Source organism: Leptospira terpstrae serovar Hualin str. LT 11-33 = ATCC 700639, from assembly GCF_000332495.1.
Taxonomy (GTDB): Bacteria; Spirochaetota; Leptospiria; order Leptospirales; family Leptospiraceae; genus Leptospira_A; species Leptospira_A terpstrae.
Genome location: NZ_AOGW02000011.1, coordinates 63068 through 89197, shown reverse-complemented (window position 1 = coordinate 89197; position 26130 = coordinate 63068). Strand labels below are relative to the sequence as shown.

30 protein-coding genes are annotated in these 26130 nt (G+C 40.1%); 14 read left to right on the top strand and 16 right to left on the bottom strand.

Features of this window, described 5'->3' with window-relative positions; all coding sequences use genetic code 11:
• The gene (locus LEP1GSC203_RS13645; protein ID WP_002974714.1) at positions 1–387 is read right to left on the bottom strand and encodes an LIC_11502 family protein; all 387 of its coding nucleotides are present in this window, start codon (positions 385–387) and stop codon (positions 1–3) included.
• On the opposite strand from LEP1GSC203_RS13645, the gene queG reads away from it, so the two are divergent.
• Positions 386–1363 carry a tRNA epoxyqueuosine(34) reductase QueG gene (queG, locus tag LEP1GSC203_RS13640; RefSeq protein WP_002974616.1) on the top strand — a complete coding sequence of 326 codons (978 nt, stop codon included), beginning with the start codon at positions 386–388 and terminating at the stop codon, positions 1361–1363. The two genes, LEP1GSC203_RS13645 and queG, sit on opposite strands and share 2 nt — an antisense overlap.
• A 20-nt stretch (positions 1364–1383) precedes the next feature.
• Here queG and thiE read toward each other — a convergent pair whose 3' ends face one another.
• The 10 genes from thiE to LEP1GSC203_RS13595 all read right to left on the bottom strand — a co-directional run bounded on the left by thiE (position 1384) and on the right by LEP1GSC203_RS13595 (position 10289).
• Positions 1384–2022: a thiamine phosphate synthase gene (gene thiE / locus LEP1GSC203_RS13635; RefSeq protein WP_039938034.1), complete on the bottom strand. Its 639-nt coding sequence runs from the start codon at positions 2020–2022 to the stop codon at positions 1384–1386.
• The gene (gene thiM / locus LEP1GSC203_RS13630; RefSeq protein ID WP_002974750.1) at positions 2012–2815 is read right to left on the bottom strand and encodes a hydroxyethylthiazole kinase; all 804 of its coding nucleotides are present in this window, start codon (positions 2813–2815) and stop codon (positions 2012–2014) included. The genes thiE and thiM overlap by 11 nt, the downstream gene beginning before the upstream one ends.
• Positions 2816–2836: 21 nt before the next feature.
• Positions 2837–3232 (bottom strand): response regulator, encoded by a 396-nt coding sequence (locus LEP1GSC203_RS13625; RefSeq protein ID WP_002974709.1) that lies wholly within the window; start codon positions 3230–3232, stop codon positions 2837–2839.
• Between the two features lie 6 nt (positions 3233–3238).
• The gene (locus LEP1GSC203_RS20095; protein ID WP_002974561.1) at positions 3239–3370 is read right to left on the bottom strand and encodes a hypothetical protein; all 132 of its coding nucleotides are present in this window, start codon (positions 3368–3370) and stop codon (positions 3239–3241) included.
• Positions 3371–3428: 58 nt separating this feature from the next.
• A complete protein-coding gene (gene map, locus LEP1GSC203_RS13620; protein ID WP_002974705.1) occupies positions 3429–4184 on the bottom strand; it encodes a type I methionyl aminopeptidase in 756 nt (251 codons plus the stop codon).
• 3 nt (positions 4185–4187) lie between these two features.
• The gene (locus tag LEP1GSC203_RS13615) at positions 4188–4391 is read right to left on the bottom strand and encodes a hypothetical protein (protein WP_002974631.1); all 204 of its coding nucleotides are present in this window, start codon (positions 4389–4391) and stop codon (positions 4188–4190) included.
• Positions 4392–4404: 13 nt separating this feature from the next.
• Positions 4405–7635 carry a SpiroCoCo family coiled-coil protein gene (locus LEP1GSC203_RS13610; protein ID WP_002974627.1) on the bottom strand — a complete coding sequence of 1077 codons (3231 nt, stop codon included), beginning with the start codon at positions 7633–7635 and terminating at the stop codon, positions 4405–4407.
• An 83-nt stretch (positions 7636–7718) separates the two neighbouring features.
• Positions 7719–8354, bottom strand: coding sequence for a hypothetical protein (locus LEP1GSC203_RS13605; RefSeq protein WP_002974712.1), 636 nt, complete (start codon positions 8352–8354; stop codon positions 7719–7721).
• Positions 8355–8385: 31 nt separating this feature from the next.
• Positions 8386–9033: a hypothetical protein gene (locus LEP1GSC203_RS13600; protein WP_002974581.1), complete on the bottom strand. Its 648-nt coding sequence runs from the start codon at positions 9031–9033 to the stop codon at positions 8386–8388.
• Positions 9033–10289, bottom strand: coding sequence for a 1-acyl-sn-glycerol-3-phosphate acyltransferase (locus tag LEP1GSC203_RS13595; protein WP_002974708.1), 1257 nt, complete (start codon positions 10287–10289; stop codon positions 9033–9035). The genes LEP1GSC203_RS13600 and LEP1GSC203_RS13595 overlap by 1 nt, the downstream gene beginning before the upstream one ends.
• Before the next feature lie 47 nt (positions 10290–10336).
• On the opposite strand from LEP1GSC203_RS13595, the gene lmtA reads away from it, so the two are divergent.
• Complete coding sequence (gene lmtA, locus LEP1GSC203_RS13590; RefSeq protein ID WP_002974584.1) at positions 10337–11098, top strand: lipid A Kdo2 1-phosphate O-methyltransferase; 762 nt, start codon at positions 10337–10339, stop codon at positions 11096–11098.
• A 6-nt stretch (positions 11099–11104) separates the two neighbouring features.
• Positions 11105–11368: a hypothetical protein gene (locus tag LEP1GSC203_RS13585; RefSeq protein WP_002974634.1), complete on the top strand. Its 264-nt coding sequence runs from the start codon at positions 11105–11107 to the stop codon at positions 11366–11368.
• Positions 11369–11388: 20 nt separating this feature from the next.
• Here the strand turns inward: LEP1GSC203_RS13585 and LEP1GSC203_RS13580 are convergent, their stop codons facing one another.
• Positions 11389–11970, bottom strand: coding sequence for a hypothetical protein (locus tag LEP1GSC203_RS13580; RefSeq protein WP_039938071.1), 582 nt, complete (start codon positions 11968–11970; stop codon positions 11389–11391).
• Positions 11971–12044: 74 nt separating this feature from the next.
• Here LEP1GSC203_RS13580 and LEP1GSC203_RS13575 point away from each other — a divergent pair, with 74 nt between their 5' ends.
• From LEP1GSC203_RS13575 to LEP1GSC203_RS13550, 6 genes are all read left to right on the top strand, one after another.
• The gene (locus tag LEP1GSC203_RS13575; RefSeq protein ID WP_002974716.1) at positions 12045–12959 is read left to right on the top strand and encodes a TIGR01777 family oxidoreductase; all 915 of its coding nucleotides are present in this window, start codon (positions 12045–12047) and stop codon (positions 12957–12959) included.
• A gap of 63 nt (positions 12960–13022) precedes the next feature.
• Complete coding sequence (locus LEP1GSC203_RS13570) at positions 13023–13427, top strand: c-type cytochrome (RefSeq protein ID WP_002974666.1); 405 nt, start codon at positions 13023–13025, stop codon at positions 13425–13427.
• Positions 13428–13478: 51 nt separating this feature from the next.
• On the top strand, positions 13479–13700 hold the full coding sequence (locus LEP1GSC203_RS13565) for a hypothetical protein (RefSeq protein WP_002974582.1): 222 nt from the start codon (positions 13479–13481) through the stop codon (positions 13698–13700).
• A 42-nt stretch (positions 13701–13742) separates the two neighbouring features.
• A complete protein-coding gene (locus tag LEP1GSC203_RS13560; RefSeq protein WP_039938032.1) occupies positions 13743–14093 on the top strand; it encodes an STAS domain-containing protein in 351 nt (116 codons plus the stop codon).
• A gap of 56 nt (positions 14094–14149) precedes the next feature.
• A complete protein-coding gene (locus LEP1GSC203_RS13555; RefSeq protein ID WP_002974587.1) occupies positions 14150–15430 on the top strand; it encodes a citrate/2-methylcitrate synthase in 1281 nt (426 codons plus the stop codon).
• 43 nt (positions 15431–15473) lie between these two features.
• Positions 15474–17531, top strand: a complete 2058-nt coding sequence (locus tag LEP1GSC203_RS13550) for a SpoIIE family protein phosphatase (protein WP_002974573.1) — start codon at positions 15474–15476, stop codon at positions 17529–17531.
• Between the two features lie 90 nt (positions 17532–17621).
• Here LEP1GSC203_RS13550 and LEP1GSC203_RS13545 read toward each other — a convergent pair whose 3' ends face one another.
• The 4 genes from LEP1GSC203_RS13545 to LEP1GSC203_RS13530 are packed head-to-tail and all read right to left on the bottom strand — an operon-like array spanning position 17622 to position 20988.
• Positions 17622–18542 carry a TPM domain-containing protein gene (locus LEP1GSC203_RS13545; RefSeq protein WP_002974644.1) on the bottom strand — a complete coding sequence of 307 codons (921 nt, stop codon included), beginning with the start codon at positions 18540–18542 and terminating at the stop codon, positions 17622–17624.
• Positions 18542–19207 carry a TPM domain-containing protein gene (locus LEP1GSC203_RS13540; RefSeq protein WP_198008579.1) on the bottom strand — a complete coding sequence of 222 codons (666 nt, stop codon included), beginning with the start codon at positions 19205–19207 and terminating at the stop codon, positions 18542–18544. Before LEP1GSC203_RS13540 ends, LEP1GSC203_RS13545 begins: the two co-directional genes overlap by 1 nt.
• A 45-nt stretch (positions 19208–19252) precedes the next feature.
• On the bottom strand, positions 19253–20107 hold the full coding sequence (locus tag LEP1GSC203_RS13535) for a heme o synthase (protein WP_002974689.1): 855 nt from the start codon (positions 20105–20107) through the stop codon (positions 19253–19255).
• On the bottom strand, positions 20107–20988 hold the full coding sequence (locus tag LEP1GSC203_RS13530; protein WP_002974643.1) for a COX15/CtaA family protein: 882 nt from the start codon (positions 20986–20988) through the stop codon (positions 20107–20109). The genes LEP1GSC203_RS13535 and LEP1GSC203_RS13530 overlap by 1 nt, the downstream gene beginning before the upstream one ends.
• A 295-nt stretch (positions 20989–21283) precedes the next feature.
• On the opposite strand from LEP1GSC203_RS13530, the gene LEP1GSC203_RS13525 reads away from it, so the two are divergent.
• From LEP1GSC203_RS13525 to LEP1GSC203_RS13505, 5 genes are read left to right on the top strand one after another with little or no spacing between them, the layout of a single operon-like run.
• Complete coding sequence (locus LEP1GSC203_RS13525; RefSeq protein WP_002974645.1) at positions 21284–22120, top strand: SCO family protein; 837 nt, start codon at positions 21284–21286, stop codon at positions 22118–22120.
• Complete coding sequence (gene coxB, locus LEP1GSC203_RS13520; RefSeq protein WP_002974737.1) at positions 22121–23083, top strand: cytochrome c oxidase subunit II; 963 nt, start codon at positions 22121–22123, stop codon at positions 23081–23083.
• A gap of 9 nt (positions 23084–23092) precedes the next feature.
• On the top strand, positions 23093–24709 hold the full coding sequence (locus tag LEP1GSC203_RS13515; protein WP_002974599.1) for a cytochrome c oxidase subunit I: 1617 nt from the start codon (positions 23093–23095) through the stop codon (positions 24707–24709).
• The gene (locus LEP1GSC203_RS13510) at positions 24696–25469 is read left to right on the top strand and encodes a cytochrome c oxidase subunit 3 family protein (protein WP_002974686.1); all 774 of its coding nucleotides are present in this window, start codon (positions 24696–24698) and stop codon (positions 25467–25469) included. The genes LEP1GSC203_RS13515 and LEP1GSC203_RS13510 overlap by 14 nt, the downstream gene beginning before the upstream one ends.
• A gap of 13 nt (positions 25470–25482) precedes the next feature.
• Positions 25483–26079 carry a cytochrome C oxidase subunit IV family protein gene (locus LEP1GSC203_RS13505; protein ID WP_002974744.1) on the top strand — a complete coding sequence of 199 codons (597 nt, stop codon included), beginning with the start codon at positions 25483–25485 and terminating at the stop codon, positions 26077–26079.
• Positions 26080–26130: the final 51 nt, after the last annotated feature.

Below are 26130 nucleotides of genomic sequence, written 5' to 3'. Positions count from 1 at the left end.
CTAGAACAACTCTCTCGAATCAAAATGTTTCCACTCCCAGTGATAAGCAGATTTGTCTCCAAATTGGATGCATTCGTCTAACCAGTTGGACTCTGCTTCCGGATGTAAAATAGAATAGGTTTCGGAAACAGAACGAATGAGTTCCCCATATTCAGGAAGGATTTCTGGAAGGAGCGGGTCCGTGTTTCTGTCGATGAGACGAACCACAGATTGCAGTAATGCAAAATAAATTCCCTTTCGTAGTAAGTCTGGAATTCCTTGGGGAAGGGTGACTAGGGCTTCTATTTGTGGAAATAAGGAAACGAGTTTTGGGACATGGACATACAAATGGCTTGGCAACTTTGACTTAATTTCATTAAGATACACTTCATTCTTCTTTTCACCCATGACAAATCCAATCTATCAGATTCGTTCTCAAATTAAAACCATTTGTGAAAAAGAAGGTTTTTCTTTGGTTGGATTTGCAGAGGCAAAAATCCCTGCTTCCGATTTAGAACATCTAGAGGAATGGATTTTGGAAAACCGGTTTGGAAATATGACTTGGTTTGCCAAAGACCATGCGGTGGGAATTCGGAACCGTTTTGAAAATTTGGGCCTTGCCCCTCGTTCTGTGATTTGTCTTGGATTTGTTTACCGGTCAAACGAGGGAGAGCAAGTTGTTTCCCAAATGGAATCCAAAGTTTCTCGTTATGCGTTAGGTTCTGATTATCATAGTGTTTTAAAAGAGAAAGGCAATCGAATTTTAAAGACTCTTCGCAGTGAGTTTCCTGGTCATAAATTTCGTCAATCCGTGGACAGTTTGCCTATCGCTGAAAAAATCCTGACAAGAGAGTCGGGGATTGTTTGGCAGGGAAAAAATACAAATTTGATCCATCCAACATTAGGGTCTTATTTTTTTCTCTCCACCATTCTAACCGATTTAGAGTTAGGTGGACCAGATCCAGAAGAAATTGTCACGGACCACTGCGGGAGTTGTCGTAAATGTTTGGATGTTTGTCCTACAGGAGCCCTCGAAGAATATAAAATAGATGCAAGAAAATGTATTTCTTACTTAACCATCGAGGATAGAGAAACTTCGGAAATTTCAGAATCATTTTTGCAATGGGACCGAAAGGGTTGGGTGTATGGTTGTGATCTTTGCCAAGAAGTTTGCCCTTGGAATGCAAATGTGGCTAAACGGAACCGGGTTGAAACTACGGAGCCAAAATTTTTACCCAGAGCCTTCTGGACAGATCCCGAATTTACTGAAAAAACACATCTCACAAAACAAGAGTTTGGTGCTTATTTTCAGGATTCACCGATTGAAAGGATTGGCTTTGAAATTTGGAATAGGAATTTACAACAAAGAGATACTAACGAATAAAACTACCAAATGGTTTCGGTTTATGCATGGAATTTTTTCGATAAAGTTTCCGTTACAAATTTCGGATCTTTTGCCGAACAAATCGCACTGACTACTGCAAGCGAATCGGCACCTGCTTCAATTACAGATTTCGCATTCGATTCTTTAATTCCGCCGATAGCAACAATAGGAATTGTGGTTTGAGTTCTTAACCAATGGAGGCCTTCTAATCCCCAAGCTGGTTTTGTATTGGTTTTGGTGGCCGTATCGAATACGGGAGATACGGCAATATAATCTAAATTAGGTTTTGGTTCTGTTTGTATCAAAGAATGATAGTCTTCTTTGGTTTCCAAGGAAAGACCAATAATGGCAGAAGATCCAAGGAGACGACGAGCTTCCATCCAAGGAAGGTCTGATTGGCCAAGGTGGACACCATCGGCACCGGCCGCCAAACAAATATCAATGCGGTCATTGATAAGGAGAGGGACCTGAAAAGGGGTTAGGATTTCTTTTATATGTTTTGCTAATTCTAAAAATTGACGGCTGTTTGTTTCTTTTTCTCTAAGTTGGACAAGGTTTACTCCCCCAAGGGCAGAAAGTCGCACTACCTCCGCCAAATTATGGTGGAAACAAAGAGGTCTATCTGTTACCAAATAGACCCCATTGATTTTATTCACCATTTAACTTTTGTTTTATGGTATCTGGACTTATTTCATAAAGTGCATCCAAAAATGCTACTTGGAAACTACCTGGAGAAGACGTTTTGGTTTTTGCCATTTCTCCGGCGATTCCCATCACAGCCATAGCAGAGGTGGCAGCACGAAATTGGTTTGCTTGTATGGCAGCAAAGGCACCACAAATAGCAGAAGCAGTACAACCAAGACCAGTTACCTTTGTCATGAGAGGGTCACCGTTTCTCACTTGCGCTTTGTCTGTTCCACTTAAGATATAATCTGTTGCACCTGAGATCACAACCACACCACCAGTGACTTTGGAAAGAGACTTTCCTGAATCCACTGCTGAATCCGAAGAATCTGTAGAATCAACTCCTTTAGTTTTTCCAGAAGAATTGAGTGTGGATAGAATTTCAGAAGCATTTCCTCGAACAATACTCGGGCTACCTGCACCTAAGATTCGTCGAATTGCCATATTACGCAAGTTACTCGCTCCGGCACCCACAGGATCCAGTATCAGTGGTTTTCCAATAGAAACAGCTTTTGCTGCTGCTTTTTCCATACTTTGGATCCAAGGTTCTGAAAGAGTTCCAATGTTGATGACCGTTGCCGAACAGATTGTAACCATCTCTTCGACTTCTTCGATGGCATGAGCCATAATCGGAGAGGCGCCAATAGCAAGAAGTGCATTCGCGGTGTTATTCATGACAACATAGTTTGTAATGTTGTGAACGAGTGGTGATTTAGAACGTAAAGATTCTAAGTCGTCGATTGTGTTTTGAATGATTGATTGAGACATGCGGAGGTTTCCTAGGAAAACCTAGGCAATCTTCGCAATGGCGTCTTCTACTTTTTTGATTAAATCCGACTCAGACCATGGTTTGTTTAAAAAACTATGTAAGTCTACTTCCCCTCGCAATTTATTGAGTGAAAGCTCATCGATGTGACCAGAAATAATTATTTTTTTAATCCCTGGATAAGTTTTGTGTACATCTCGAAGGAACTCATCTCCTCTTTGGTTTGGCATGAGCCAATCGGAGATGATGATGAGAATGTCGATTCCTTCTTCTGCCAACTCTTCGATGATAGACCACGCCTCTTCTGTATTTTGGGCCGTTTCATAACGATACTCGTTCCCAAAATGTTTTTTGAGCTGAGACTTCAGACTCATCAGAATGATTTGTTCGTCATCGACGAAGAGGATGGCTTTATTCATTGAGAACTACTTTCCGTCGTGTGGGCACTCGACGAGTTTGTCTTTTCCTGGGCAGGAACGTTTTTCTTTTCCAGGGCAAATGGCAAATGATGCAGATGTAATGACAAATAAACTAAATAGAGTGATGGTTAGTTTCATAAAAAATCCTCTCTTGGAATTAGACGACAAATCGAATGCGAAAGCAAGAACCTTTTGTTCAAACTTTTGTTAGAATTTCGTACCCTTTGTCTGTGACAAGTATGGTATGCTCAAATTGGGCAGAGAGTTTTCCATCTTTGGTACGGACGGTCCACTTGTCGGATTTATCAAAATTCACTTCCCAAGTTCCTAAATTGACCATGGGTTCGACTGTGAAGATCATTCCTGCTTCAATTTTTGCTAGTTTTCTGGGAGAGCGAAAGTGAGGCACTTGTGGTTCTTCATGGAAATTGCGTCCCACGCCATGTCCCATTAAATCCCGCACAATCCCATAGCCCAAAGGAGTTAAAAAATCATCGATTGCGTTACCGATATCATCAATCCGGTTTCCTGGCTTTATTTGCTCAATTCCGACCCACATGGCTTTTTCTGTATCAAAAACCAGTTTTTCTGCTTCGGGAGAGGATTTTCCCCCCACGATAAAGGTTTTGGAGGTGTCTCCAATGTATCCATCCACAATCGGGGATACGTCCAAGTTCACAATGTCTCCATTGGCAAGGACATCTTCTTTTTTAGGAATTCCATGGCAAACCACATGGTTTATGGAAGAACAGATGGATTTAGGAAACCCTTTGTATCCTAGAGGAGCCGATCTGTGGCCGTTTTTTTTGGTAAAAGCTTCTGCCAAATCGTTTAGTTCTAGGGTGGTGACCCCAGCTTTTACGAAAGGTTCTAGGTAAACGAGGAGTTCGGCGGCAAATTTTCCCGCCTTCCTCATCTTTTCAATTTCTGATTTGTTTTTAATGTAAATCACGGATTAGAAATCTGTGGACCGAACCGTTGTTCTTTTGTTTGCAGAGGTTCTTTCCAAAGCTTTGTCGATCAGTCGGTAGATTTCATCGTTGATTCCATCAATCGCATCGCCAGAAGTCATAAATCCCTTACTTTTGATGTATGCTTTCACTTTAGAAGTGACAATTAGGGATTCCTTCGACGTTGTTTCTGTTTGTTCTTCGGACATGGATACCTCGGTTTTATTTCTTTCTAACTCCGAGGATGCTATCTACGAGGGATTTTTCAATATTTAATTTTTCACTAATTGCCTCGGAAGACCATTGGTAGTTGTCGTGGAGGTTCTGGATGGTCGCTCTTTTTCTCTCGACAAGGGGATTTCCCGAAACTTTTCGGTCCGATTTTCCAGTCGGAGCGGGGCTTTGCATTGCTCCCTGAACGATATCCAGGAATTCGGAAAGTTTTTCGAAGGTTTCGTCTGCTTCTCCCAGGAGGGATTCCAAATCGTCTTTGGTTTCTCTTGAGGATTCTTTCAGGTCTTCCAAACGTTTTTGGAGGGTAAGGATTTGGCGGTGGCGGTCAGAAAGGTCACCTAGCAGCTCTTCAATTTTATCAAACTTGCGTTCCACCGAATCGATCTGTGCTTCTCGTTCCACAAGGAAGGAAGTTCGGTTTTCCGCTTGGCGGATGGTTTCGGTAAGTTCTTTTTCCCGTGCTTCCACCACTTCGATTTCGCGGTCAAGGATGTCGAGGCGAGCCTGGAGTTCCCGTGCATTGTGTTTTTGGCCTTCTAAGTTTTCGACCAAATGGAAAACAGAGTCTTGTGATTCTTGTAAGGAAGAAAGGAAGGATTCAATTTTCGATTGTTCTGTCGTGAGTTTGGTCACTCGATTTTCGATTGAAGTAATCTCTGTTAAGCTTTGTTCAAAACCTTCCATAGTTTCAGAAACATGGACAAGGTTCGATGCAAGAATTTGTACCTGTTTGTCGATATCTTCTGTTTGGAACTGAGCTTCTTTTAGAGTTTCTAGTTCACTTGCGATTTCTTTTCTAAGTTCCGAAAATTCAGAAATTGCCGATTGGTAGAGGTCAAGATCAGGTCTGCCTTTTTCTAAGGCTTGTAAGGCTTCTGAGATTTCTTCTACGGCCCGGTTGGATTCGTCTGCAATTTGTTTGGCGGAAGCAAATAAATCAGAATGTTCTTTTACTGTTTCTAGTTCGCTGGAAAGAGTAAGGATTTCCTCTTTTAGTGTTTCCATTTCGGATTGGAAACTGGAGAGAGTTTCTTCCTTGGTATCATTTAGATCTTGCAGACCATTCCCGATCTCATATTTCAAATCTTGAAAACGCTCCAAACTTTCTTTTAAGAAGTCTTGGCTTTCTTTCGCAATTTCTTTGAATGATTTTTCGTAATCTCTTTGGTAAGTTTCAATTTGTTTTTTGGATTCGTCTTTGGAACGTTTGATACTCTCTTCTAAATTGCGACGAACTGTACTTAGGTGATTTGTAATTTTTTCTTCGAGTTGGCCGAGTTGGATATTTCCTTTGTCCAAAAGTTTTGTCAATTGGTGGGAAATTTTCGAATCAATGGTTTCATTGAGTCTATCCATTTTCTCTTCTTGTAAATTAAAGAAAGATTCTCCCGATTCCTCTAAATGTTTGAGGATTCGATCCACTTCGCTGCGAGCAAGTTTTGCCTCATCTTCCAAACGAGAAATACTTTCTTTGGTTTTGGATTCTGCCGCCATTTCCAAATTGGATTTTGCTTTTTGGAATTGGTTTTGGAATTCACCGAGTAGGTCAGCTCCTTCCACATGGATTTCTTTTAATCGGTCCTGCAATCTTTCAATGCTATAGTTTTGGTCGTCTCGCATTTTTGCGAGTTCGTCTTCCCATTTGCTAACAAACTGCTCTAAATTGGCATTAGCGATTCGAATCTTTTCGGTTACAATTTCTTCCGATTCTTTGGCTTTTTCTTCTGCTGTTTCTAAAATTTCATGTGCTGATTCGCGGAGTGCAGATTTTAATTCTTCAACATATTCATCTACATCTTTCGTTTGTGCTGTTATGGATTCACTTAAGTCTTTCACCTGGGACTGTACTGTTTCTAAATCCGATTCCATCTCTGTTTTTTGGATTTGAAAATCAGAATGCATTCTTTCTTCGAGTTCTTTTCTTAATTCAAAAAGAGAAGTTTTGATCACCGTCTCTTGGTTAGAACGAACAGTATCCAACTCACGATCGAAATCTTTGAGTTCTTGGAGTGCACTTTTTTTCAATGAACTTGCTTCTTCTTTTAATTCTTCCGAGATGCGGTGGAATTCTTCAGAGAAAGCTTCTATTTCACGAATCAGCTCTTGTTTGCGAATGTCTGCTTGGCGTAGGAGTTTGTTTTCCGCTTCCAAATATTTTTCTTGGAATTGGATAATGGTTTGGTTGATTCCATCAGCTTGTCTTCTGGTTTCATTGATGATGTCATCTCGTTTGGAAAGTGTTTCCAAAGAGAGATCTTCAATTTCACGTTTGATAGCATCTGTTTCTTGGGAGAGGCCCTTCATAAACGAATCTTTCGTATGAGTGACTTGGTCAAAGATGGAATCAAAACGTTCTTGGATTTTTTTATCGAGAAGGTTTACTTTTTCGTCTAGTTTGCCGGAAGCACGTTGGTATTTTTCTTCTAACCTTTCATCAAATTTATCTACTTTGTCAGAAAGAAGTGAGGACGTATCTTCAAACTTTGTTAGGCGAACATCCAAATCTCCTTGTGCATATTTCATGGACTCGAGTAATAAGTCCATTTCCTTGCGTGCATGGTCCAGACGACCAGCAGTTTCACCAACCATCACTTCTGCGTGAGATAAAAGTTTTTCGCGAGCTGTCTCTGCAATTTTAGAAAGTGAGTTGTCCAAAAATTCTGATTTAGTTTCAAGTAGACTTTCTAGCTCCACCATCTTATGAGCTACAGATTGTAAAATCTCATCACTTCTCAGGTTGAGTTTATTTTGAAAGGTATCCAACATTGAAATGGATTCGTTGTGAAGGGATTCCATGTCTTCGGAAACTTCACGTAACTCTCGTTTGTGGGTATTGATTTGAGAGAGTCCTTCTTCCATGTATTGTTTTTCCCGACGGACTTGGGTACTCAAATCTTGGATTTGTTCCATCTCTCCTGATAAAGAAGATAGGTAGTCTTTACTCGCTCGGATTTTTTCGAAGAGGTCGCGGGACTCGGAACTTAAAGATTGGATGTCTTCGGCAACTTTTCGGGATTGTTTCACAAGGATGTCTAAGTCAATTCCGGCATCTTTTACCAATTGGATTTTTTGAAGAGCCACTCCATGGATTTCGTCGGTCAATTTAGACGCATAACGTTTGAGTTGGGACAGTTTGGTGTTGGATTTGTCTAAACGACGTAGCCCAATGGTTACCGCAACACTGGCCAAAAAAGGCAATAAAAAGACTTCTAATCCCATTTTCTCAAAGATCCAATAATAGTATTATGTCGCATGAAGATGGTTGAAGAAAACCAGGCTCGGATTTTTTCCGCAAGCCTTTTTTAATTCAGTGAGAATTCACGGATTTGGAGCCAGAATCGATTGAAAATTTTCGCTTCTTCGGCCTCTAAATTTGCCAATCTTTCCTTTGCCCCCGGGTCAAGGCGGAACATTTCGGAACTCATTTCGGAAAGGTGGCCTTCCTCTTCTAAAATCAGGTTGGTTAGGCGAATGGGAGAGCCGGTTTTGTCCAAAATTTCGTCATAGGCTGCATAGACGACCATAGCCCGTTTTTCGATGACAGTGGTGGTATACAAATAGGCAAGGTAGGTGAATTGTTTTTCATCAGTAAACACTTTCCGTAAACTCCGGCGAACTAAGGTATCTAGTTTTGCGAAATAAATTCTTGCCGCAGTCCCCCGGACCAGAGCGGAATTTTGGTATCCCCATTGGAAACTGGGCTTTATGGTGCGGGCAGCTTTTTTAAAGAAGAGAGCGTGCCTTGCTTCTTCTGTGGCATGTCTTAGAATCATTTCCGATGTTTCTTCGCTGGATTGGGTGAGAAGGATTTTTCTAGAACCCAAATGTTCTAAAAGAGAAAGTGTATTTAACCAAAGCGCATGGTTTGATTCATTGGCAACGATGTCGGAGAGAACATTAGGAATGGAATCATTCGAGAGGACAGTAGCAGAACCCATAAATCCAAAATCTGAGAAATGGTTCTTTGGGCTAGCCTTTCTTTAGCGGGATGGTAAGCTGTGCTATCGTTTCTCCATCCTCATGGTAGATCCGAAATTGGTCCGTAGGAAGGCCTTCGCCCTTGAGTAGGATGACACAAAGGGCGATCCCAATCCCTTCTCCTTCCGAATTATCTCCTCTTTCAATATAGTATTCCATAATATCATTGTAGTTTTGTGCATGTAATAGAGAGTTTCTAATTTTTTGCATCTCTCCTCGGACAAGCATTGTGTTGTTTCTCACATCAAATTTTATCTGGGTTTCGTTATGTTCAATTTTGATATGAACATAGAGATTTTTTTCCCTAGCTAATGGTTCGAAAGTATTTCCTCGACCAGAAAGGATCAGGCTTTTATACATTCTTACACCTAACTCATAGTCGGCGGGTGAGTGAATGTCTAGTTGGTTCTCTTGAAAGAAAAGTCTTTTGAAGTTGGCCTTAAAGCCATTGAGGATTAGATCTTTAACGATAGTAAAAAGAATTGCCGATAAGTCTGAAATTCCATATTTTTCTGTAAGTGAATCCAATATGGTTACTAGGTTTTCATCCAATGTTTTGGAAGCACCATAGGTTGTCATTTCTATGGGCTTAGACTGGGTGACCCAATCCTTTACTTGATCTGGACGAAAGGCTTCCATTAAAAAATATATTGGCTCGGAAACAAAGGGTTGGATTTGGATTTTTCTTCCACAAGCATTGTTTGTAACTCTTTTCTTAGACGTTCTGTAATGGAATCTAGCGTTTTCTTTTTGTCTTCTTTATAAGAACTTAAGTATTCGTTGATCGTGAATGGTGTTCCAAATCTAACGACTGCTTTGTGAGGTCTGGGTCTAAATTCTCCAAAAAGTTCGTTTTCGTAGCGATACAAAAACTCATACAATCGTTCCGCACTCGGTAGTTCTTTAATATAGGCAGTTTGAATGGTAATAAAATCGTAGGCTTTGGTGGCCGCTTTTCTTGCCCAAGTGGCCATTTCTAAACTAGGAAGATCGCCATTCGGATCGGGCATTCCGACAGACACCATTTCGAGAACACTTAAGATCCTTCGTAGTTTTTCGATGGCATTGGCATCCGCGTCCCACTTGGGGATGTTGGCTTTTCTTGCAATGTTGTCGAGCATGGCATGGCGCATTCGTCCCAGTCGGTAATCAAAGTCATCGGCTCTTCCTTCTTCGACAGGTACTCCGTATTCTTTTTCTTCTCTTTCAATCATTCGTTTTCCCACAGATAAAAATCTGTGGACGATGTCTTTTCCGGTCTTTTCGATCCCTAACTTCTGTTCCATTTTAGTAATGGTTTGATCAATGTCTTTTTGCATGGATTGAATCGAACCGGTCATTCTGTACTTAACGAAGGTGGGTAAAATCCAAATTTTTGCTTCTGGATCTTTTTTCAGTGCATCTTCCAAACCCCAAAAACCTAATTGGGCCACCCCCGGTTGGAAGGGTAGGAGGGTATCGTTCATTCCACTCGTGGGTTCTCCTTCTGGAAAAAGGGCGAGTTTCCCTCCTGATGATGCTAAAATTTCCCTGGATGCTTTGAGTGATTCACGATCCGGTGCTCCAGCTAACACAGAATAGGCTCCTATGGATTGGATGAAGTCACCAACAAAGCCGTAAGCCCATTCAAATACCTCTCTTGCGGCCATATAATGAAACCTTGAACCCATGATGTTTGCCGAATGGTAAGCCACACCAGGTTCTTTGGTAGTTGGGTGATTGGAGATATAAAGTAATCTTTCTTTTTGAAAGGATTTTAATGTCTTTTGGTCCGTTTCTGAGATCTCGATCGATTCTAGATTGTGGACCATTTTATTGAGAACGGGAAGAGTCAGATCCGTAAACCATAAAGCCGGGAGATTGAACTTTGCAGGGATAAAGGATTTGATTGACATAGGACGAATGCTAACAACTTAATCAAAGGAAGCAAGTACGAATTCACATGGCACTTATAGAAGAACTCAACCAACAAGGCAATTTTCTCTTCCGATGGCGCTCCTACATTCCAGGAGTCATTTTGTTCCTTTCCTTACTGTATCTACCGTATGTCCCTTATTTTCAAGGTAACTATAACTCCAATTTATATTGGCTTTGTGGAGCATTTCTTGTAAGTTTTGCGGGACTTTTTGTTAGATGTTTTACGATTGGATACACACCCAAAAACACTTCGGGTAGAAACACAAAACAACAAGTTGCTGATGTGGTAAACCAATCAGGAATTTATTCGTTAGTCAGACACCCTCTTTATGTAGGGAATTTTCTGATGTATCTCGGGCCAGTTTTTATTCTTCGGGATTTCGCTTTTGCTCTCGTTTACATCATGTTCTTTTATCTATATTACGAAAGGATTATATTCGCAGAAGAATACTTCCTTCGTGGGAAATTCGCAAAAGGATATTTGGAGTGGGCAGACAAAACACCAGCTTTCATTCCTAGACTTTCTGGATATGTGAAACCTAATTTAGGTTTCTCTTTTCGAAATATTTGGAAACGTGAATACCCAAGTTTGTTTGGAATCATTGTTGTTTTTACTGTTTTTGATTTAATTCAAGTTTATTTCCAAGAACCAATACTTCGTGCCACAGACATTACTGGGATTTGGAAACCATTCCATACTTGGTTTTTTGGTTTTGGTTTAGTTTTTTATATTGTCACTCGTCTGATCGTAAAGACCACCAAACTTCTGGAAGTCGAAGGCAGATAGTTTTTTATGAGTCGGTTGTCCAATGGTTGGAAAGTTCCTGAGTCTTTATCAGATAAAAAAGAGCTTATGGAATCCTACCAAAAAACGGTAGAAAGTATGGAGGCGGAAAATCCGCTTACCATCTTTCGGGAACATATGGACAACGGACTTTTGTTTAAGGCAGGCCTGCAAGATGCTATGAACCAACTCACAACATTTGCCAATTTGTATATGAGTATAATCGAACTAAAAGCAGAAATAGAAAAACAATCAAACAACCAAGTGACTTAAAATCTTTTTAAGAATACAAGTTACTTTATTTCTTTAAGTTCTACTTCCGATAAACAACCTTCCGAAGAAAGAATTTTAAACTCCGGTGTCAAGATATAGATATTTTTAGGGTAGTTGGTTTCTTTTTGAAATTTTGGAAGTTTCAAGAGGGGGATGGAAACTTGCGATTTGTTTTTTTCTTCAAACCGGTAAACAAATGTTAGTTCATCTTTGGGCATTCTCAGTTCTTTATCTACATTGATGCTTTCACGTAACAAAAATCGCATTTGAAAAGCCGGTAATGATTCGCCGGGGCAGGCATAAACGGTTAGATCTTGAAACTTACGCGGTAAAAAAATACTTCCTTCCCAAAAATGGGACAATTTCATTTCTAAGAAAAAATCAAAATCCTCCTTTGCATTTTGTTTCTTTCTCCAAACAGTATTTTTATCTTTGTCTAATAGAAAATGAACTCCACCAGATCCAGTAACATCTTCGATACGGAACGGTGGGTTTTCTTTGTATCTTTCAATGCTTTTTTTAGTTCCAGAAAATAGATAATAGTTCCCGAAGAGAACAAGAGAAATGGCGAAGAGAATGGGAAGGACAACAACGGATCTCATATGAAAGAAAAATTTATGTTTACTCACAAAATGGGCTACTTCTTTTTTTATGATTCTATCCAAATGGAGATCAAATGAAAATTGGGATTCTTGGTGGTACAGGCCTTATTGGTACATCGCTCATTGAAACGGCAGTTCGTAAGGGCCATCGTTTTCGAGTGTTTTCGAGAAAATCTTCCTTACCTCCTGCACTTTCCTCCTTTCCTGAATTGGAATTTGTTTCTTGTATTTTGCCTCAAACTGCAGACTTAGAAGGTTTGGATGCCATCGTTAACTTAGTTGGAGAGCCAATAGCGGGTGTTCGGTGGACGGAGGAACGCAAACGACTCATCGGAATTTCCCGGGTTGATTTTACCAGAGGACTTGTTGCTCGTGTTTTGGATCTAAAATCTCCTCCAAAAGTTTTTATCAATTCAAGTGCCGTTGGTTATTATGGAATGAGTGATGGAACTCATTTACCTTTCACTGAAAATTCTGCACCAGGTGAAGACTTCCTTGCGAAACTTTGTGTGGATTGGGAAAACCAAACCAATTTATTAAAATCCGCAGGCATCCGTACTTTGGTTTTGCGAACTGGAATCGTTCTATCTCCGAAAGGAGGAGCTTTGGAAAAAATGGTCCCTCCTTTTTTATTGGGAGTGGGTGGTTCGATTGCTTCCGGAAAACAAGGAATGAGTTGGATCCATATATTGGATTTTATTTCTGCCATTTTACACTTAATGCAGTTAGAATCGGCATCAGGTGCTTATAACTTGGTATCACCTTTTCCTGTCAGTAACGAAGAGTTCTCTCGAGTATTGGCAAAAACTCTCCACCGTCCTAACATTTTTAAAGTTCCCTCTTTCGCCATACAAGCGCTCTATGGAGAAGGTTCAGTTGTAGTGACCAAAGGGCAGTATGTGCTTCCTGAACGACTTCTTTCTGCAGGTTATGAGTTTCAGTTTCAAAATTTAGAAAAGGCTCTTTCAAATCTTTTAGAAAAACAGTGATTTCTTCTTTTCAAAAGACAAGAAGGGTGAGAGACTGGAGCCAACCTTATCTTGGAGTAAGAAATGAACTCAAAAAAAGTCTTAGTCTCTCTATTCGCACTCTCCTTCGCATTTGTGATGGTAGCTTGTGGCGATTCCAAACCAAAAGAAGAAACACCAGCTGCTGTTGAATCTGGCGCAAGTGCAGATCCTGAGCTAGCCAAAGGGGAAGAACTCTACCTACAAAACTGCTCTTCTTGCCACGGTGAGAAAGGTGCTGGTGATGGTGCGGCTGCTGCGGCTCTCAACCCAAAACCAAGAAGTTACAAAGCTCCTGCTTCGGAATGGAAAAATGGAAATACTGCTGCTGGTGTGACTAAAACATTAAAAGAAGGAATCAAAGGATCTCCGATGGTTGCTTACGGACATTTGGGTGATGATAACATTCGCATCCTTGCTAAATACGTAGAACACCTTTCTAAAAATTAATCATTGCCTTTTTCGGTTCCGCCTACGGGTCGGAGCCGAACACTTGTCTTTATGAACCAAATCATTAAAAAAGCCGATCGACCCACTTGTGATTGTGGGACCACACGTGGTGACGAAAATGCACGCAAAGTTGTAAAATACTCCGCATGGGGAATGATCGCCATGGGTCTTGTCGGGATATCAGCTACACCGACTGATGTGTACTTTGTCTGTAGAAAATGCAAACAACCCTTCGGCCGATTGACGAAAGAAGAAAGAAAATCGAAATCCTAATTTTTGTTGACCCGCGTTCTCAGTGGATTTCCCTGGAAGCTAATGATGGAAGAGTTTAAGATTCGGTTGGGATTTGAGAACGGGGGGAACCTCCCTGTGATTCATATATCTGGCGAAATTACGTCCGAAGCCGAAGAAGAAATTGTTGAATCTTATGAATCCATCCCTTCTGACAAACGTACTCGCGTTATTTTGAACTTTTCCGAAACTTCTTATATCAATTCTGCAGGAATTGCTACCCTTATCAGTTTGATTACAAAATCTTCTGAGAACCAAGGAAAAATCGAATTTGCAGGTCTCAATACCCACTTTCGCAAAGTGATGGACATTGTAGGTTTGACTGACTTTGTCCTCATTCACGATTCTCTTAATTCTGCACTCACCCAAGTCTAAATTATTCTAGATTCCTAACTTCCCTTCCGTAAGTTAGGAGGGAGAGAGGTCTTTTCATGAGTGAAGTGGAATTCCACGTCAAGGGCAAAACATACAAATTACCGGTCATCGTTGGTACCGATGGAAAGGAAGGAATCGACCTAACCGATTTTTATAGAAAAACGGGACTCGTGACTGTTGATCCTGGTTTGTTCAACACTGCTCTTGGATTGTCAAAAGTATCCAGACGTGATCCAGAAAAAGGCGAATTGACTTATCGCGGTTATGATTTGAAAGAACTTGCTTACCAATCCACGTTTGTGGAAACTTCGTTTTTATTAATTTATGGAAATCTTCCCACCAAGCAAGAGTTAAATGATTTCTCTAGTCGACTATCTAAACACTCAATGATTCATGAAGATATGTTGAATCTATTTGATGGTTTCCCTGGTGTTGCCAATCCTCTTGCTGTTTTATCAGTTATGGTGACATCTCTTTCTAGTTATTATTTAGAAGAATACGAAGAAAAACTTGATATGGGTGTAGACTTGATTGCAAGGTTACTTGCAAAGATTCGCACAATTGCCGCTTTCACTTACAAACACGCCGTCGGCCATCCGTTTGTGTATCCATTGGATAAAAATCCATATTGCACTAACTTTCTTTACATGATGCATAAAATGCCTGCAGACAATTATTCTGTTCCAGAAGAGTTTGATCGTATCCTAAACCAAATGTGGATTTTACATGCGGATCATGAACAAAATGTATCCAACACAGCAGTCCAAGTAGTAGGATCTACACAGGCCAATTTATTTGCTTCGATTTCTGCTGGGATCATGGCTCAGTGGGGAGCTCGTGAAGGGGGAAGGCCTACTGCAGCCATTGGTCTAATCGAAGACATCATCAAAACAAAAACACCTGTTAAAGACTATTTCGAAAGATTCAAACGGGGAGGCCTAAACATCCAAACTAATGGATTTGGACAAAAGGCTTATGACGTCGTAAGTCCTCGTGCCAAAGTGGCGCGTGAGATCATTCGTGAATTCTACAAAGGTAGAACTTTAAGTGCAGTCGAAGACGTGGCACTACAAATAGACGAAGTAGTTTGGAACGATTCCTATTTTATGGAAAATCTTCTTTATCCGAATCTAGAATATTACTCAGGACTCGTATTTCACACGTTGGGAATCCCCAAGAATATGTTCTCTGTGATGCAAGTGATCGGTAGACTCCCTGGTTGGCTTGCTCATTGGAGAGAACAACGTATGAAGGGAGACTTCTCAAAAGTTCGTCCAAAACAAATATATGTGGGCGAAAATCAAAGAAAATACATCCCTGTTCAAAACCGCCTATAGGTTTGTTAGACTAACAATTTCAATGAATCTCCGGTGGTTCGGAATGGTTTGGTTTTTGGCACTGATTTCGTGTATAGCGAAGGATGTGCCACCAACAGCGAATAAAGGTTTTCTGTCGGCAGAATCATATCTATTTTCTCCGGCAAAAACTCTAGAACTTGCCGGAGATTGGGAATACTATCCTGGACTTCTCATCTCTCCAAAAGAATTCGATTCTTTACCAACCAGCCGTGAACCACATTTTTTTAACGTCCCTGGGATTTGGTCAGAATCGTTTTTGGATCGAGGATTTCTGGCAGGGGATGGTTATGCTACCTTTAGTCTAGAAGTCAAACATGGGTTACAAGGGATTCCTCTTTCACTAAAAGTCCCTGAAATGGAAACCGCCTACAACCTGTTTATCGATGGGGAAAAAGTTGCCTCGAATGGGGTTGTCGCCACTTCCTACCAAACAGGAAAACCAGAATACCGTCCTCGTATTGTTGATTTTTTTCCAAAAGAAAATCAAACGTCCATCGTATTACAAATTTCCAATTACCATCATAGAAAGGGTGGTCCTGCTCAAGTGATCACATTGGGAAGAACATCCGATATCCATAACAAATATGAATTCGCAATTTTAAGAGATATGTTACTTGTCGGTAGCATTTTGTTTATGGGAATTTATCATTTGTTTTTGTTTTGGAACAGAAAAAAAGATCCTTTTACCTATTGGTTTGCGCTCACATGTATTCTTGTCGCCTTACGGGTGTTTATTACTGGAAATAAATATATAATTCAATTATATCCAGACCTACCTTGGGAAATCCATTTAAAGTTAAGTTATTTAAGTTTCTTTTTGATCACACCTATTTTTGCAAGATACGTTTATTTGCTCTTCAAACCTTACTTTTCGAGAAGGGTATATGAGTTTTTAAAGTATTTAGGTTTCGCCTTTTGTTTTATAGTTTTAGTCACCAGATCTTCGTTTTATACATATTTGATGGTCCCGTTTCAGATATTTACTTTGTTAGGTGCAATTTATACTTTTTTTGTGATTTCGAGAGCCATACGTGATTCATTATCAGGGGCCGTATTATTTTTGTTTAGTTTTGCCATCTTCATTGCTAGTTTTATCAACGATATACTTGTTAATAATCTAATCATTCATAGCCCACTTACGATTCATTTTGGAATTTTTACGATGTTTTTTGTTCAATCAGTATACATTGCCAGAAATTTTTCAAAGGGATTTGTGGAAGCAGAAAATTTAGCCATAGAACTTTCCGATAAAAACAAAACATTACAGAAAGTTCAAAACCAACTCACTGATTTAAACGAACGATTGGAAACACGAGTAAAAGATAAAACAGAGGAACTTCAAGGAAAACTGGATCAGATAGGCAAAGATATGAGACTTGCGAAGTCCATTATTCAAAGTGTCACCAAACTTCCTGATGTAGACCCCTTTCTCAAAGTGGATTTATTATACAAACCGATCGCTGAAGTAGGTGGAGACATTTACTTTGTAAAAAGAATTCAAGATTTTTATTACCGATTCTTTTTGGGTGATGCTACAGGACACGGTTTACAAGCTGCTCTTTATTCCATGATGATTCAATCTGAGTTTGAACGAGTTTCTGCAGTAGCCATGCGGCCAAATGATTTGTTGTTCTATATGAACCAACATTTTTACGATAAAAATGCGGACCTTCAGATTTACTTCCCAGCACTCGTCATGGATTTTGATTTCCATCAAAAGATACTTCGTTATGCGGGAGGTGGTGTTCAAAATCAAATTCATATGAAAAAAAATGGAACCTTCACTAAGTTGGAAAACACAGGCCCCATAATTGGAATTTTAGAACACTACAGGTATGGAATTTTGGAATCCAAAGTAGAATCGGGAGATCGAATTTTTTTATTTACCGATGGATTGTTTGAAGAGTTAAACGAATCCGATGGTGTTCAGGCTTGGGTCGATTTGTCAGAGGTAATTCAAAATACAGTTTCCTTACCATTTTCTGAAGTGATTCCTTCCATTCAAACGATGTTATTCCAAAGAATGAACAAATCGCAATGGAAGGATGATTCCACACTTATCTTTATAGAAATCACCTAATGCGCGAAAGTGGCAGGTCATTTCAAATTCGATCGATTTAGATTCAAATGAATTTACTTTATTTGGTCAGCGATTTGCTAGAATCTTCATTTACCAGTCACCTGAGGCACCGCCACCTGCAGAATCTCCACCACCGCCAGACCAACTGTCTGTTCCACCTGAGGACCAAGAGTCACCTCCGCTAGACCAACCACCACCGCTGTAAAAGCCACCCCCAGACCCACCGCCACCTTGTCCAAATCCAAAAATTCTTTTTAAGATCATAACTAAAATAAAAAGAAAAATGGCAACAAATAGAGCTGCTGTTCCGCCAAAGATAAAAACTAACAATGGATAAAGGACAAAGAGTCCTACAATCGTAAATACCAATCCACCAAATGCGGGAATAAACATAGAAATGAATGTGAATATTCCGCCAACAAGTCCAGAAGGTGCTACATCAGAAAAACTATTGTCTCTGTTCGTTGCTACATCATCCTCTGAAGGAGCATACTCTCCACGAATCGCTGCCATAATGGAATTGACGCCGGCAGTGACTCCTCCATCCATATCGCCCGATTTGAAACTGGGTCTAATTTCATTACGGATGATTTGTTTTGCTTGTATGTCTGTTAATGCACCTTCGAGTCCCCGACCTACCTCAATCCGCATCTTCCTTTCGTTAGGTGCAATGAGGAGGAGGACTCCGTTGTTTTTGTTTTTTTGTCCCAACTTCCATTCGTCGAAAATTTCAATTGCAACTTCTTCTATGTTTTCCTCGTGGAGGCTCGGAGTGGTGTAGACTGCGATTTGATTGGAGGTATCCGCTTCAAATTGTTTCAGATCTGATTCAAGTTTTGTGATGGTTGCTTCAGATAAAATACCTGCATGGTCCATCACTCTTCTTTCCAATTGGGGAACGGGAAAAGAAGAGAGACCGGTTAAGAATTGCAATAGGACCAAAACAAATAGCCATCCTTTAGGTAGCTTGAAATTGAATTTTGAATTTATAAATTTTAATTTGGAATTCATTACATCAATTTCCCACCATCACGGATTTCGTTTGAGATTTCGTTTTTGTCATCTTTCTCAATTTGGATATTGTATTTTTTAAGTAGGTCCCCACAAAAAAGAATACTAGAAACAATCCCTTCTTTTTTCTGATTCGATTTCATCCCTTCTATGATCAAACGTACCGCTTCGCTCCACTCAGACTTTGGAACAACTTTGGATATTTCTTTGTCAGGTAATACTCGTACAAAGTGTTCGTATAAAGAGATATAGATTAATATACCTGTTCTATTTTTAGTTCTAAAAACTTCTTCATCTAAAAATGCTTCTTTGGCTCTGAGATCGACAAAGTATTGTTTGGCGCTTCTAGATACTAAATTGATTCTAATTTTTGGGAAAAGGGCTGTGATGGCTAAACCTAAAAGAGCACCCACCCAAACCGACAAAACGGCAAATAAAGACTCACCACCCCAAACAAGTCCATAGAGATTTTGGGCTGTATAAAAGGTTACCCCACTCACCCCACCCATAAGAAAAGCACCAAGCCATGCCCATTCTTTGTAATGGTGAGACGATTCAGCAAAAAAGGGAACGATTTCTGCAGAGGTTTTGGATTCTGCCTCACCAACTGCTTTTTTGATTTCATCCAAATCAGATTTAGAGAAATAACGTGTTAGTATGCTCATTGGCAGAAGAAAAACAGGAATTCCTGCCCAAATCAATCAAAAAACCTAGATTTTGGAATCGATGACGATAACCAAACTGACCAAGAATAAATGGAAGATGCTAAAGAAGAAAAACCGTTTTGCGAGTATTTTGTCTTGGGAAAGTTTGAGTTTGTATGCAAAAACTAAAATCAAAATTGTAAGAAAGATTGCAGAAACAAGAAACAACATACCCATTCTGCTATCAGCAAAGTAAAACCCGATAACAGAAGCAGAGTAAGCAATAGCATATAAAAAGATTTGATTTACTGTTTTTTGAATTCCTGAAACCACAGGCATCATGGGAATTCCAGCAAAAGCATAATCATCTTTTAAGAAAATTGCCAAGGCCCAGAAATGTGCAGGTGTCCAAAGAAAAATCATTAAAAACAAAACCCAAGCAGGGATAGGAAGGGAATTTGCCATTGCTGCATATCCGATGAGTGGACCAATACATCCAGAAATCCCACCGATCACAATGTTTTGTTCTGTTCTTGGTTTTAACCAAATAGTGTATAAAAACACATAAGCAAGTAAGGCAGATAAAGCACAAACGGCCGTTAGTAGGTTGATGTAATAGGTTAAAATTCCAAATGCAATAATGGCAACCAACACTCCCAGTGAAAGAGCAAAGGCAGGTGAAATTTCTCCAGAGGGAATCGGTCTTTGTTTTGTCCTGTACATCACAGCATCTCTTTCTCTTTCAATGTACTGATTGAGAATAAAGGAGGCAGAACTCATTAAATAAGTACCGAAAAGAGTTATAAATACTTCCCAGAGAGAGGGATATCCTGAGGTTCCTAGATACATTCCCGGAAGGACTGTGGCAAGGACAAGTACAGTTACCCTAGGTTTTGTGAGTTGGTTCCATAATCGGAACATTATAAAACCTCTTTTCCTTGAGACCTAAAATGGTAAAAAGCAGCAATATAACAAAACATAAACACAGTAACACCGTTTAGCGTATGTAATCCGGTAATCAGTTTTGGAAGTTGGTATAATACATTCATTGCACCCAAAAGAATTTGGAACGAAACCAAATAAGCTGCAATTTTAAGGGATTTTTTGACATTTTGATCTTTTAAATAGAGAATCCCGTAAGCGGAAAGCGAAAGAACAGAGAAGGTTACCAAATAACCAAACAACCTATGTTCCATTTGGAAACGAATGGTTCCTTCCATCTTCGGAAACCATTCTCCATAACAAGTAGGGAAGTCGGGGCAAGCAAGTCCTGCATAATGAGAGCTCACCTTTCCTCCAAGGAAAAGTTGGTACAATACGACTACGAGTGTAAAAACAAAAAAATATTTGCCGGGTCTTTTCCACTGAAACATGGAAGAGTTATCTTCGGAGATAAGTAGTCGAACCGTAAGACAAGAAGATAATAACAATACTGCATTGAGTAAGTGTAGGTTAACTGTTGTTGGGTGAAGGAGTTTGGTAACAGTCAATCCTCCGAGGATTACTTGGGATATGAGGAAAATGAGTGATAGGGTCGCTGCGATCCCCAATCTTTCACGGGTCTCTCGATTTCTAAGAATCCATAGAAAACCGATTCCAACAAGGATTCCTAAAACTCCAGAATAGTATCTATGTCCTACTTCCATAAAAATTTGGAATGTAAATTCTGGCACAAACTTCCCATGACATAAAGGCCAATCAGGACATGCCAAACCAGAATCTGTTGCTCTTACGAGTGGTCCGTAGAGAAGATTGATTAGGATCATTGCGGAAAGGATGGTGTAAAAACGTTTGAGTGTCATACGTCTATCTGTTTCCTCCAGGTTTTGTGATCAGAGTTTGGGGAAAATAAAATTAATCTTGCATCTTTTAAAAATTGTTGGATAAAAAGAGGAGTTTTTCGTATAGACTATATCAGGTAAAATTATGCAAAACACAGACCTTTACAATAAGGGTGGCTACTGGACTTTCCTTGTCACACTCGTACTCAACATTCTTTTTTTCGCTTATATTTCCTTTGTACATCCGGGAACTCCGGATAACCCTGGAATGGAATCGAAAAGCGTTCAATCCAAATAGGGTAACTGCCAAACCTTCGTGAACATTAGATTTTCCTTTTTACTTGGTTTCTTGTTTTGGTCTGGGGTCTTATATGCGTATGATCCTCATTCCAATCTCACGCGGGAAAACAAACTCCCGAAAGAACTAGAGAATATCGGATTTTCCGATGTCACGGGGAAGTCTCTTAGCTTGGACATTCCCTTCCGCGATGAATCAGGAAAAACTGTTCGTTTCTCCGATTTTCTTACGAAAGGAAAACCAATCCTTCTTTCTCCTGTTTATTTCAAATGCCCCACACTTTGTAACTTCCATTTAAATGGTGTGTTCCAAGGACTTAAGGCCCTTGATTGGTCTCTCGGCAAAGAATACCAATACATTGCTGTATCCATTGACCCGAAAGAAAACGAATCCATTTCCTTTCCCAAAAAAGGCGCTTATTTGAAAGAATATGGCAGAGACGGAGCCGACCAAGGCCTCCATCTCCTGACTGGTACACAGGAATCCATTGATGCACTTACCAAACAATTGGACTTTCGGTATGCTTGGGATTCGGAAGCAAAACAATACATCCACGCGAGTGGGGTATATGTTCTGACTCCTGAGGGAAAGGTTTCTAGAATCTTTCAAGGGATTCAAATCGAACCAAGAGATTTAAAATTTGCCTTTCTCGAGGCATCTTCTGGTAAGATTGGGAGTTTTGTAGACAAGTTTGCTTTATTTTGCTTTCAATTTGATCCGAGAAAAAATAAATATACGATATACGCATACAGGATGATGCAATTCGGGGGGGCGGTCACCTTACTCCTTCTCGGTGCGTTTTTATACATAAACTGGCGAAAAATAACAAATAACAACCGTCAAGGAGTCACATAGATGTCTTGGAGCAGTCTCATTCCAGCGACCTCGTTCATGCCTATCCAGGCAACTGAAATCGCAAAAGAAGTCGATCTTCTCTATGCGTTTCTGATCATAGCAAGCCTTGTTTCGTTTGTCATCTTGATTGGTGGAATGACATGGTTCCTCATCAAGTTCAAACGTACAAGTTTAGACCAGAAATCCGCATACATTACTCACAATAATTTTGCAGAATTTCTCTGGTCGTTCATTCCTCTCATCATTATGATGGGGATTTTCTACTGGGGTATGGTCATTTTTGAAAAACTCAGAACTCCACCTGAAGACATTGCGGCTGAAATTCATGTTACTGGGGAACAGTGGGCATGGACTTACCGTTATGCGAATGGTAAAGAGTTCTATAGCTCTGCAAACGATCCAATGATTGTTCCTGCAGGAAAAGCAACAAAACTCGTTTTAACTTCTAAAGATGTCATTCATAGTTTCTATGTTCCTGCTTTCCGAACCAAACAAGATGCGGTTCCTGGAAAACTCACTCAACTTTGGTTCGAACCAAAACAACCTGGTGAATATATTGTTTTCTGTACGGAATACTGTGGAACCAAACACTCTGGTATGATGATTAAAATCAAAGCAATTCCTTCTGAGGAATATGCCGCTTGGTACCATGCTGAGAAAAAAGGTGCAGATAGTCCTGCTGATCTTGGAAAGACACTCTTTGCTCAAAAAGCTTGTGCATCTTGTCACTCGATCGATGGATCTAGAATTGTAGGACCTACCATGAAAGGACTGTTTGGTTCTGGTAGAAAGTTTGCTGACGGAAGCCAAACCAAAGCAGATGAAAACTACTTACGTGAGTCTATCCTTGTTTCTTCCGCAAAGATCGTAGAAGGATATCCACCAGCAATGCCGGTGTTCCAAGGCCAATTGTCTGATGAAGACGTTGCCAATCTAATAGAATATATCAAATCCATTAAATAAGGAAGAGAGATGAGTTCAGCACATACAAAAACCGAACATGGTCATTCCACTGACCATAATTATCTGAACCACGGATCCGGAATCTGGTCTTGGATGACCACTCTGGACCACAAACGCATTGGTCTTATGTACTTTGCAACAGTTTCCACGCTTTTTTTAATTGGTGGTTTCTTTGCTCTGGGGATTCGTTTGCACTTAGCAAAATTTGGTGCAGAACCACTTTTGCAACCAGATACTTACAATAAGTTTATGACTTTCCATGGTGCCATTATGGTATTCATGGTAATCATTCCGGGAATTCCTGCGTTTCTAGGAAACTTTGTCCTGCCTATCCAATTGGGTGCGAAAGACGTTGCTTTCCCAAGACTAAACCTAGCTTCTTACTACATTTTCATAGCAGGAGCTGCTATTGCTGCTTCTTCTATGATCTTTAACCAAGTCGATACAGGTTGGACATTCTATACTCCCTACTCTACAGCAAAGACTTCGAATGGTGTGATTTTGCTTGTTTTGGGTGCCTTTACTATGGGTTTTTCTTCCATCCTTACGGGATTAAACTTCATTGTAACCACTCATAAACTTCGTGCACCAGGAATGACTATGGACCGAATCCCACTCATGATTTGGGCTTTGTATTCCACTTCCATCATTCAAATTTTAGCGACTCCGATTCTTGCCATCACTCTTCTACTGATTGGTGCTGAGAAAACTTTGGGTGTGGGAATCTTTGATCCAGACTTAGGTGGAGATCCAGTTCTTTTCCAACACTTCTTCTGGTTCTACTCTCACCCGGCAGTATACATTATGATCCTTCCTGCGATGGGTGTGATTTCTGAACTCATCACTGCTTTCTCCAAAAAAACAATTTTTGGTTATCGTGCGATTGCTTACTCTTCCGTAGCGATTGCGGCAGTATCCTTCCTTGTTTGGGGACACCATATGTTTGTATCCGGTCAGTCAACACTTGCAGGTATCATATTCTCCATCATCACAATGTTTGTTGGGGTTCCAACTGCCATCAAACTCTTCAACTGGATTTCTACTATGTATCGCGGAACAGTTACCTTCGAAGCGCCTATGCTCTTCGCTCTTGGTTTTATGTTCTTATTTACCATTGGTGGTTTGACCGGTGTATTCCTTGCCTCTACTGGTATGGATGTTCACTTCCATGACACTTACTTCGTAGTAGCACACTTTCACTATGTTATGGTGGGAGGAACTCTTATGGCTCTTATGGGTGGTATTTTTTACTGGTTCCCAAAAATGTTTGGAAGAATGACTTCTGATCTTGGGGGAAGGATCTCTTGGGTTCTTATCTTCACTGGATTTAATGTAACTTTCTTCCCACAATTCGTTCTTGGTGCGATGGGAATGCCTAGACGTTACTTTGACTACCTTCCAGAATATACCAACCTAAACCAAATTTCTACCGTGGGTTCTTGGCTCATTGGACTTGGATTTTTGGTAGGTCTTATCACTATCATTCATGGAATTTTTAAAGGGGAAAAAGCTTCTGACAACCCTTGGGGTGCAAAAACACTCGAATGGCAAACTTCTTCTCCTCCTCCACACGAAAACTTTATTAATACTCCAACAGTAACTGCAGGGCCATATGACTTCCGTTAGTTCTTCAAGTGAATTTCAACACCAACACCATTTTAAGAGTGCAGAACACCAATATGCCTCTTCCAAACAAGGGATCTGGATATTTCTTTGCACTGAAATCTTGATGTTCGGTGGCCTATTCGTAGGTTACCTCATCTACCATTCTCTTTACCCAACCGTTTTTAAAAACGGTTCCGAAACTTTGGATTGGAAAATGGGTGCAGTAAACACTGTTGTCCTTCTCATCAGTTCCTTTACAATGGCAGCTGCTATAAACTATGTGCAACGTGGTTTGCATAAAATAGCAGCCATTATGCTTGCTCTTACGATCGCTTGTGCTGGTGCCTTCATGGTTATCAAATACTTTGAATACAGCCACAAGTTTCATGTAGGAACAGTTCCAGGAAAGTTTTCTCTAGTAGATCCTTCTTGTGCAGCTGGTGGAAAACGATTAGAGTGTGAATCTAAGATTTCTGCTCTTTTGAAAAATCCAGCAGAGTTAGAAAAGAACCATGTAAGTGCAGAAGAAGTCTCTCGTTTAAAAGCAGTGATTTCTCAACCAAGATGGGAAATGTTCTATGGTTTTTACTTTGTTATGACTGGTCTTCACGGGGTGCACGTGGTAGCTGGTGCCTTCCTTATCTTCTGGGTTTTCGTTAAAACTCTAAGAAGAAAGGTAGGACCTGAATACTACACTCCAGTAGAAGGTGTAGGTCTTTTCTGGCACGTAGTGGACTTGGTATGGATTTACCTCTTCCCACTTCTTTATTTGGTAGGATAAAAGGTATTATAGAATGGAATACGTAATCAATTACGGACTTTACTTCATTGCTCTTGTTGCAGTTTTCACTCCAATTCTTGGATTTGGAATTTTTGCTCCAGGGATTGCAACTGCTACCATTTTAGGATTTATCGTAAACTGGTTCGGTCAGTTCTTTCAAACTGATCGGTTTGCAAAATTTACAGAAGAAAACAAAGACAGCAAATTATTAAAATTTGTTTTAGGTGATGAAGATCACAAAGAAGACCATGCTTCTGCTTCCATGTGGGTAGAAGATGGAGAAGAGGAAGAAGAACCTGACCACCATGTAATATCCATTAAAACATACGTGTATGTTCTATTGGCTCTTTTCTTCGGAACGTTTGTTACTGTTTGGGTTGCACAATACGATTTAGGAAAGTGGAACATGATTGTAGCCATGGCAGTTGCAACTTGTAAAGCCTTCTTCGTTTTAGCTTACTTCATGCATTTAAAGTATGATAATATGTTGAACCGTGTTATTTTCTTATCTGCCTTTGCTTTTCTAGCACTCCTTTTTGCTTTCTCTTTCGGAGATATTATTTCTCGAATTGCTCCGACACTTGAGTTTCCAGCAAAACCTTTCTTCTAGAAAAAATAGACAAAACCGTTTTAAAGAAGCCCGCCCTCGTGCGGGCTTTTT

Coding starts and splice junctions, on each gene's coding strand:
- queG (WP_002974616.1), top strand. CDS start 386: ATGACAAATCCAATCTATCAGATTCGTTCTCAAATTAAAACCATTTGT.
- LEP1GSC203_RS13645 (WP_002974714.1), bottom strand. CDS start 387: ATGGGTGAAAAGAAGAATGAAGTGTATCTTAATGAAATTAAGTCAAAG.
- thiE (WP_039938034.1), bottom strand. CDS start 2,022: ATGGTGAATAAAATCAATGGGGTCTATTTGGTAACAGATAGACCTCTT.
- thiM (WP_002974750.1), bottom strand. CDS start 2,815: ATGTCTCAATCAATCATTCAAAACACAATCGACGACTTAGAATCTTTA.
- LEP1GSC203_RS13625 (WP_002974709.1), bottom strand. CDS start 3,232: ATGAATAAAGCCATCCTCTTCGTCGATGACGAACAAATCATTCTGATG.
- LEP1GSC203_RS20095 (WP_002974561.1), bottom strand. CDS start 3,370: ATGAAACTAACCATCACTCTATTTAGTTTATTTGTCATTACATCTGCA.
- LEP1GSC203_RS13615 (WP_002974631.1), bottom strand. CDS start 4,391: ATGTCCGAAGAACAAACAGAAACAACGTCGAAGGAATCCCTAATTGTC.
- LEP1GSC203_RS13610 (WP_002974627.1), bottom strand. CDS start 7,635: ATGGGATTAGAAGTCTTTTTATTGCCTTTTTTGGCCAGTGTTGCGGTA.
- LEP1GSC203_RS13605 (WP_002974712.1), bottom strand. CDS start 8,354: ATGGGTTCTGCTACTGTCCTCTCGAATGATTCCATTCCTAATGTTCTC.
- LEP1GSC203_RS13600 (WP_002974581.1), bottom strand. CDS start 9,033: ATGGAAGCCTTTCGTCCAGATCAAGTAAAGGATTGGGTCACCCAGTCT.
- LEP1GSC203_RS13595 (WP_002974708.1), bottom strand. CDS start 10,289: ATGTCAATCAAATCCTTTATCCCTGCAAAGTTCAATCTCCCGGCTTTA.
- lmtA (WP_002974584.1), top strand. CDS start 10,337: ATGGCACTTATAGAAGAACTCAACCAACAAGGCAATTTTCTCTTCCGA.
- LEP1GSC203_RS13585 (WP_002974634.1), top strand. CDS start 11,105: ATGAGTCGGTTGTCCAATGGTTGGAAAGTTCCTGAGTCTTTATCAGAT.
- LEP1GSC203_RS13580 (WP_039938071.1), bottom strand. CDS start 11,970: ATGAGATCCGTTGTTGTCCTTCCCATTCTCTTCGCCATTTCTCTTGTT.
- LEP1GSC203_RS13575 (WP_002974716.1), top strand. CDS start 12,045: ATGAAAATTGGGATTCTTGGTGGTACAGGCCTTATTGGTACATCGCTC.
- LEP1GSC203_RS13570 (WP_002974666.1), top strand. CDS start 13,023: ATGAACTCAAAAAAAGTCTTAGTCTCTCTATTCGCACTCTCCTTCGCA.
- LEP1GSC203_RS13565 (WP_002974582.1), top strand. CDS start 13,479: ATGAACCAAATCATTAAAAAAGCCGATCGACCCACTTGTGATTGTGGG.
- LEP1GSC203_RS13560 (WP_039938032.1), top strand. CDS start 13,743: ATGATGGAAGAGTTTAAGATTCGGTTGGGATTTGAGAACGGGGGGAAC.
- LEP1GSC203_RS13555 (WP_002974587.1), top strand. CDS start 14,150: ATGAGTGAAGTGGAATTCCACGTCAAGGGCAAAACATACAAATTACCG.
- LEP1GSC203_RS13550 (WP_002974573.1), top strand. CDS start 15,474: ATGGTTTGGTTTTTGGCACTGATTTCGTGTATAGCGAAGGATGTGCCA.
- LEP1GSC203_RS13545 (WP_002974644.1), bottom strand. CDS start 18,542: ATGAATTCCAAATTAAAATTTATAAATTCAAAATTCAATTTCAAGCTA.
- LEP1GSC203_RS13540 (WP_198008579.1), bottom strand. CDS start 19,207: ATGAGCATACTAACACGTTATTTCTCTAAATCTGATTTGGATGAAATC.
- LEP1GSC203_RS13535 (WP_002974689.1), bottom strand. CDS start 20,107: ATGTTCCGATTATGGAACCAACTCACAAAACCTAGGGTAACTGTACTT.
- LEP1GSC203_RS13530 (WP_002974643.1), bottom strand. CDS start 20,988: ATGACACTCAAACGTTTTTACACCATCCTTTCCGCAATGATCCTAATC.
- coxB (WP_002974737.1), top strand. CDS start 22,121: ATGTCTTGGAGCAGTCTCATTCCAGCGACCTCGTTCATGCCTATCCAG.
- LEP1GSC203_RS13515 (WP_002974599.1), top strand. CDS start 23,093: ATGAGTTCAGCACATACAAAAACCGAACATGGTCATTCCACTGACCAT.
- LEP1GSC203_RS13510 (WP_002974686.1), top strand. CDS start 24,696: ATGACTTCCGTTAGTTCTTCAAGTGAATTTCAACACCAACACCATTTT.
- LEP1GSC203_RS13505 (WP_002974744.1), top strand. CDS start 25,483: ATGGAATACGTAATCAATTACGGACTTTACTTCATTGCTCTTGTTGCA.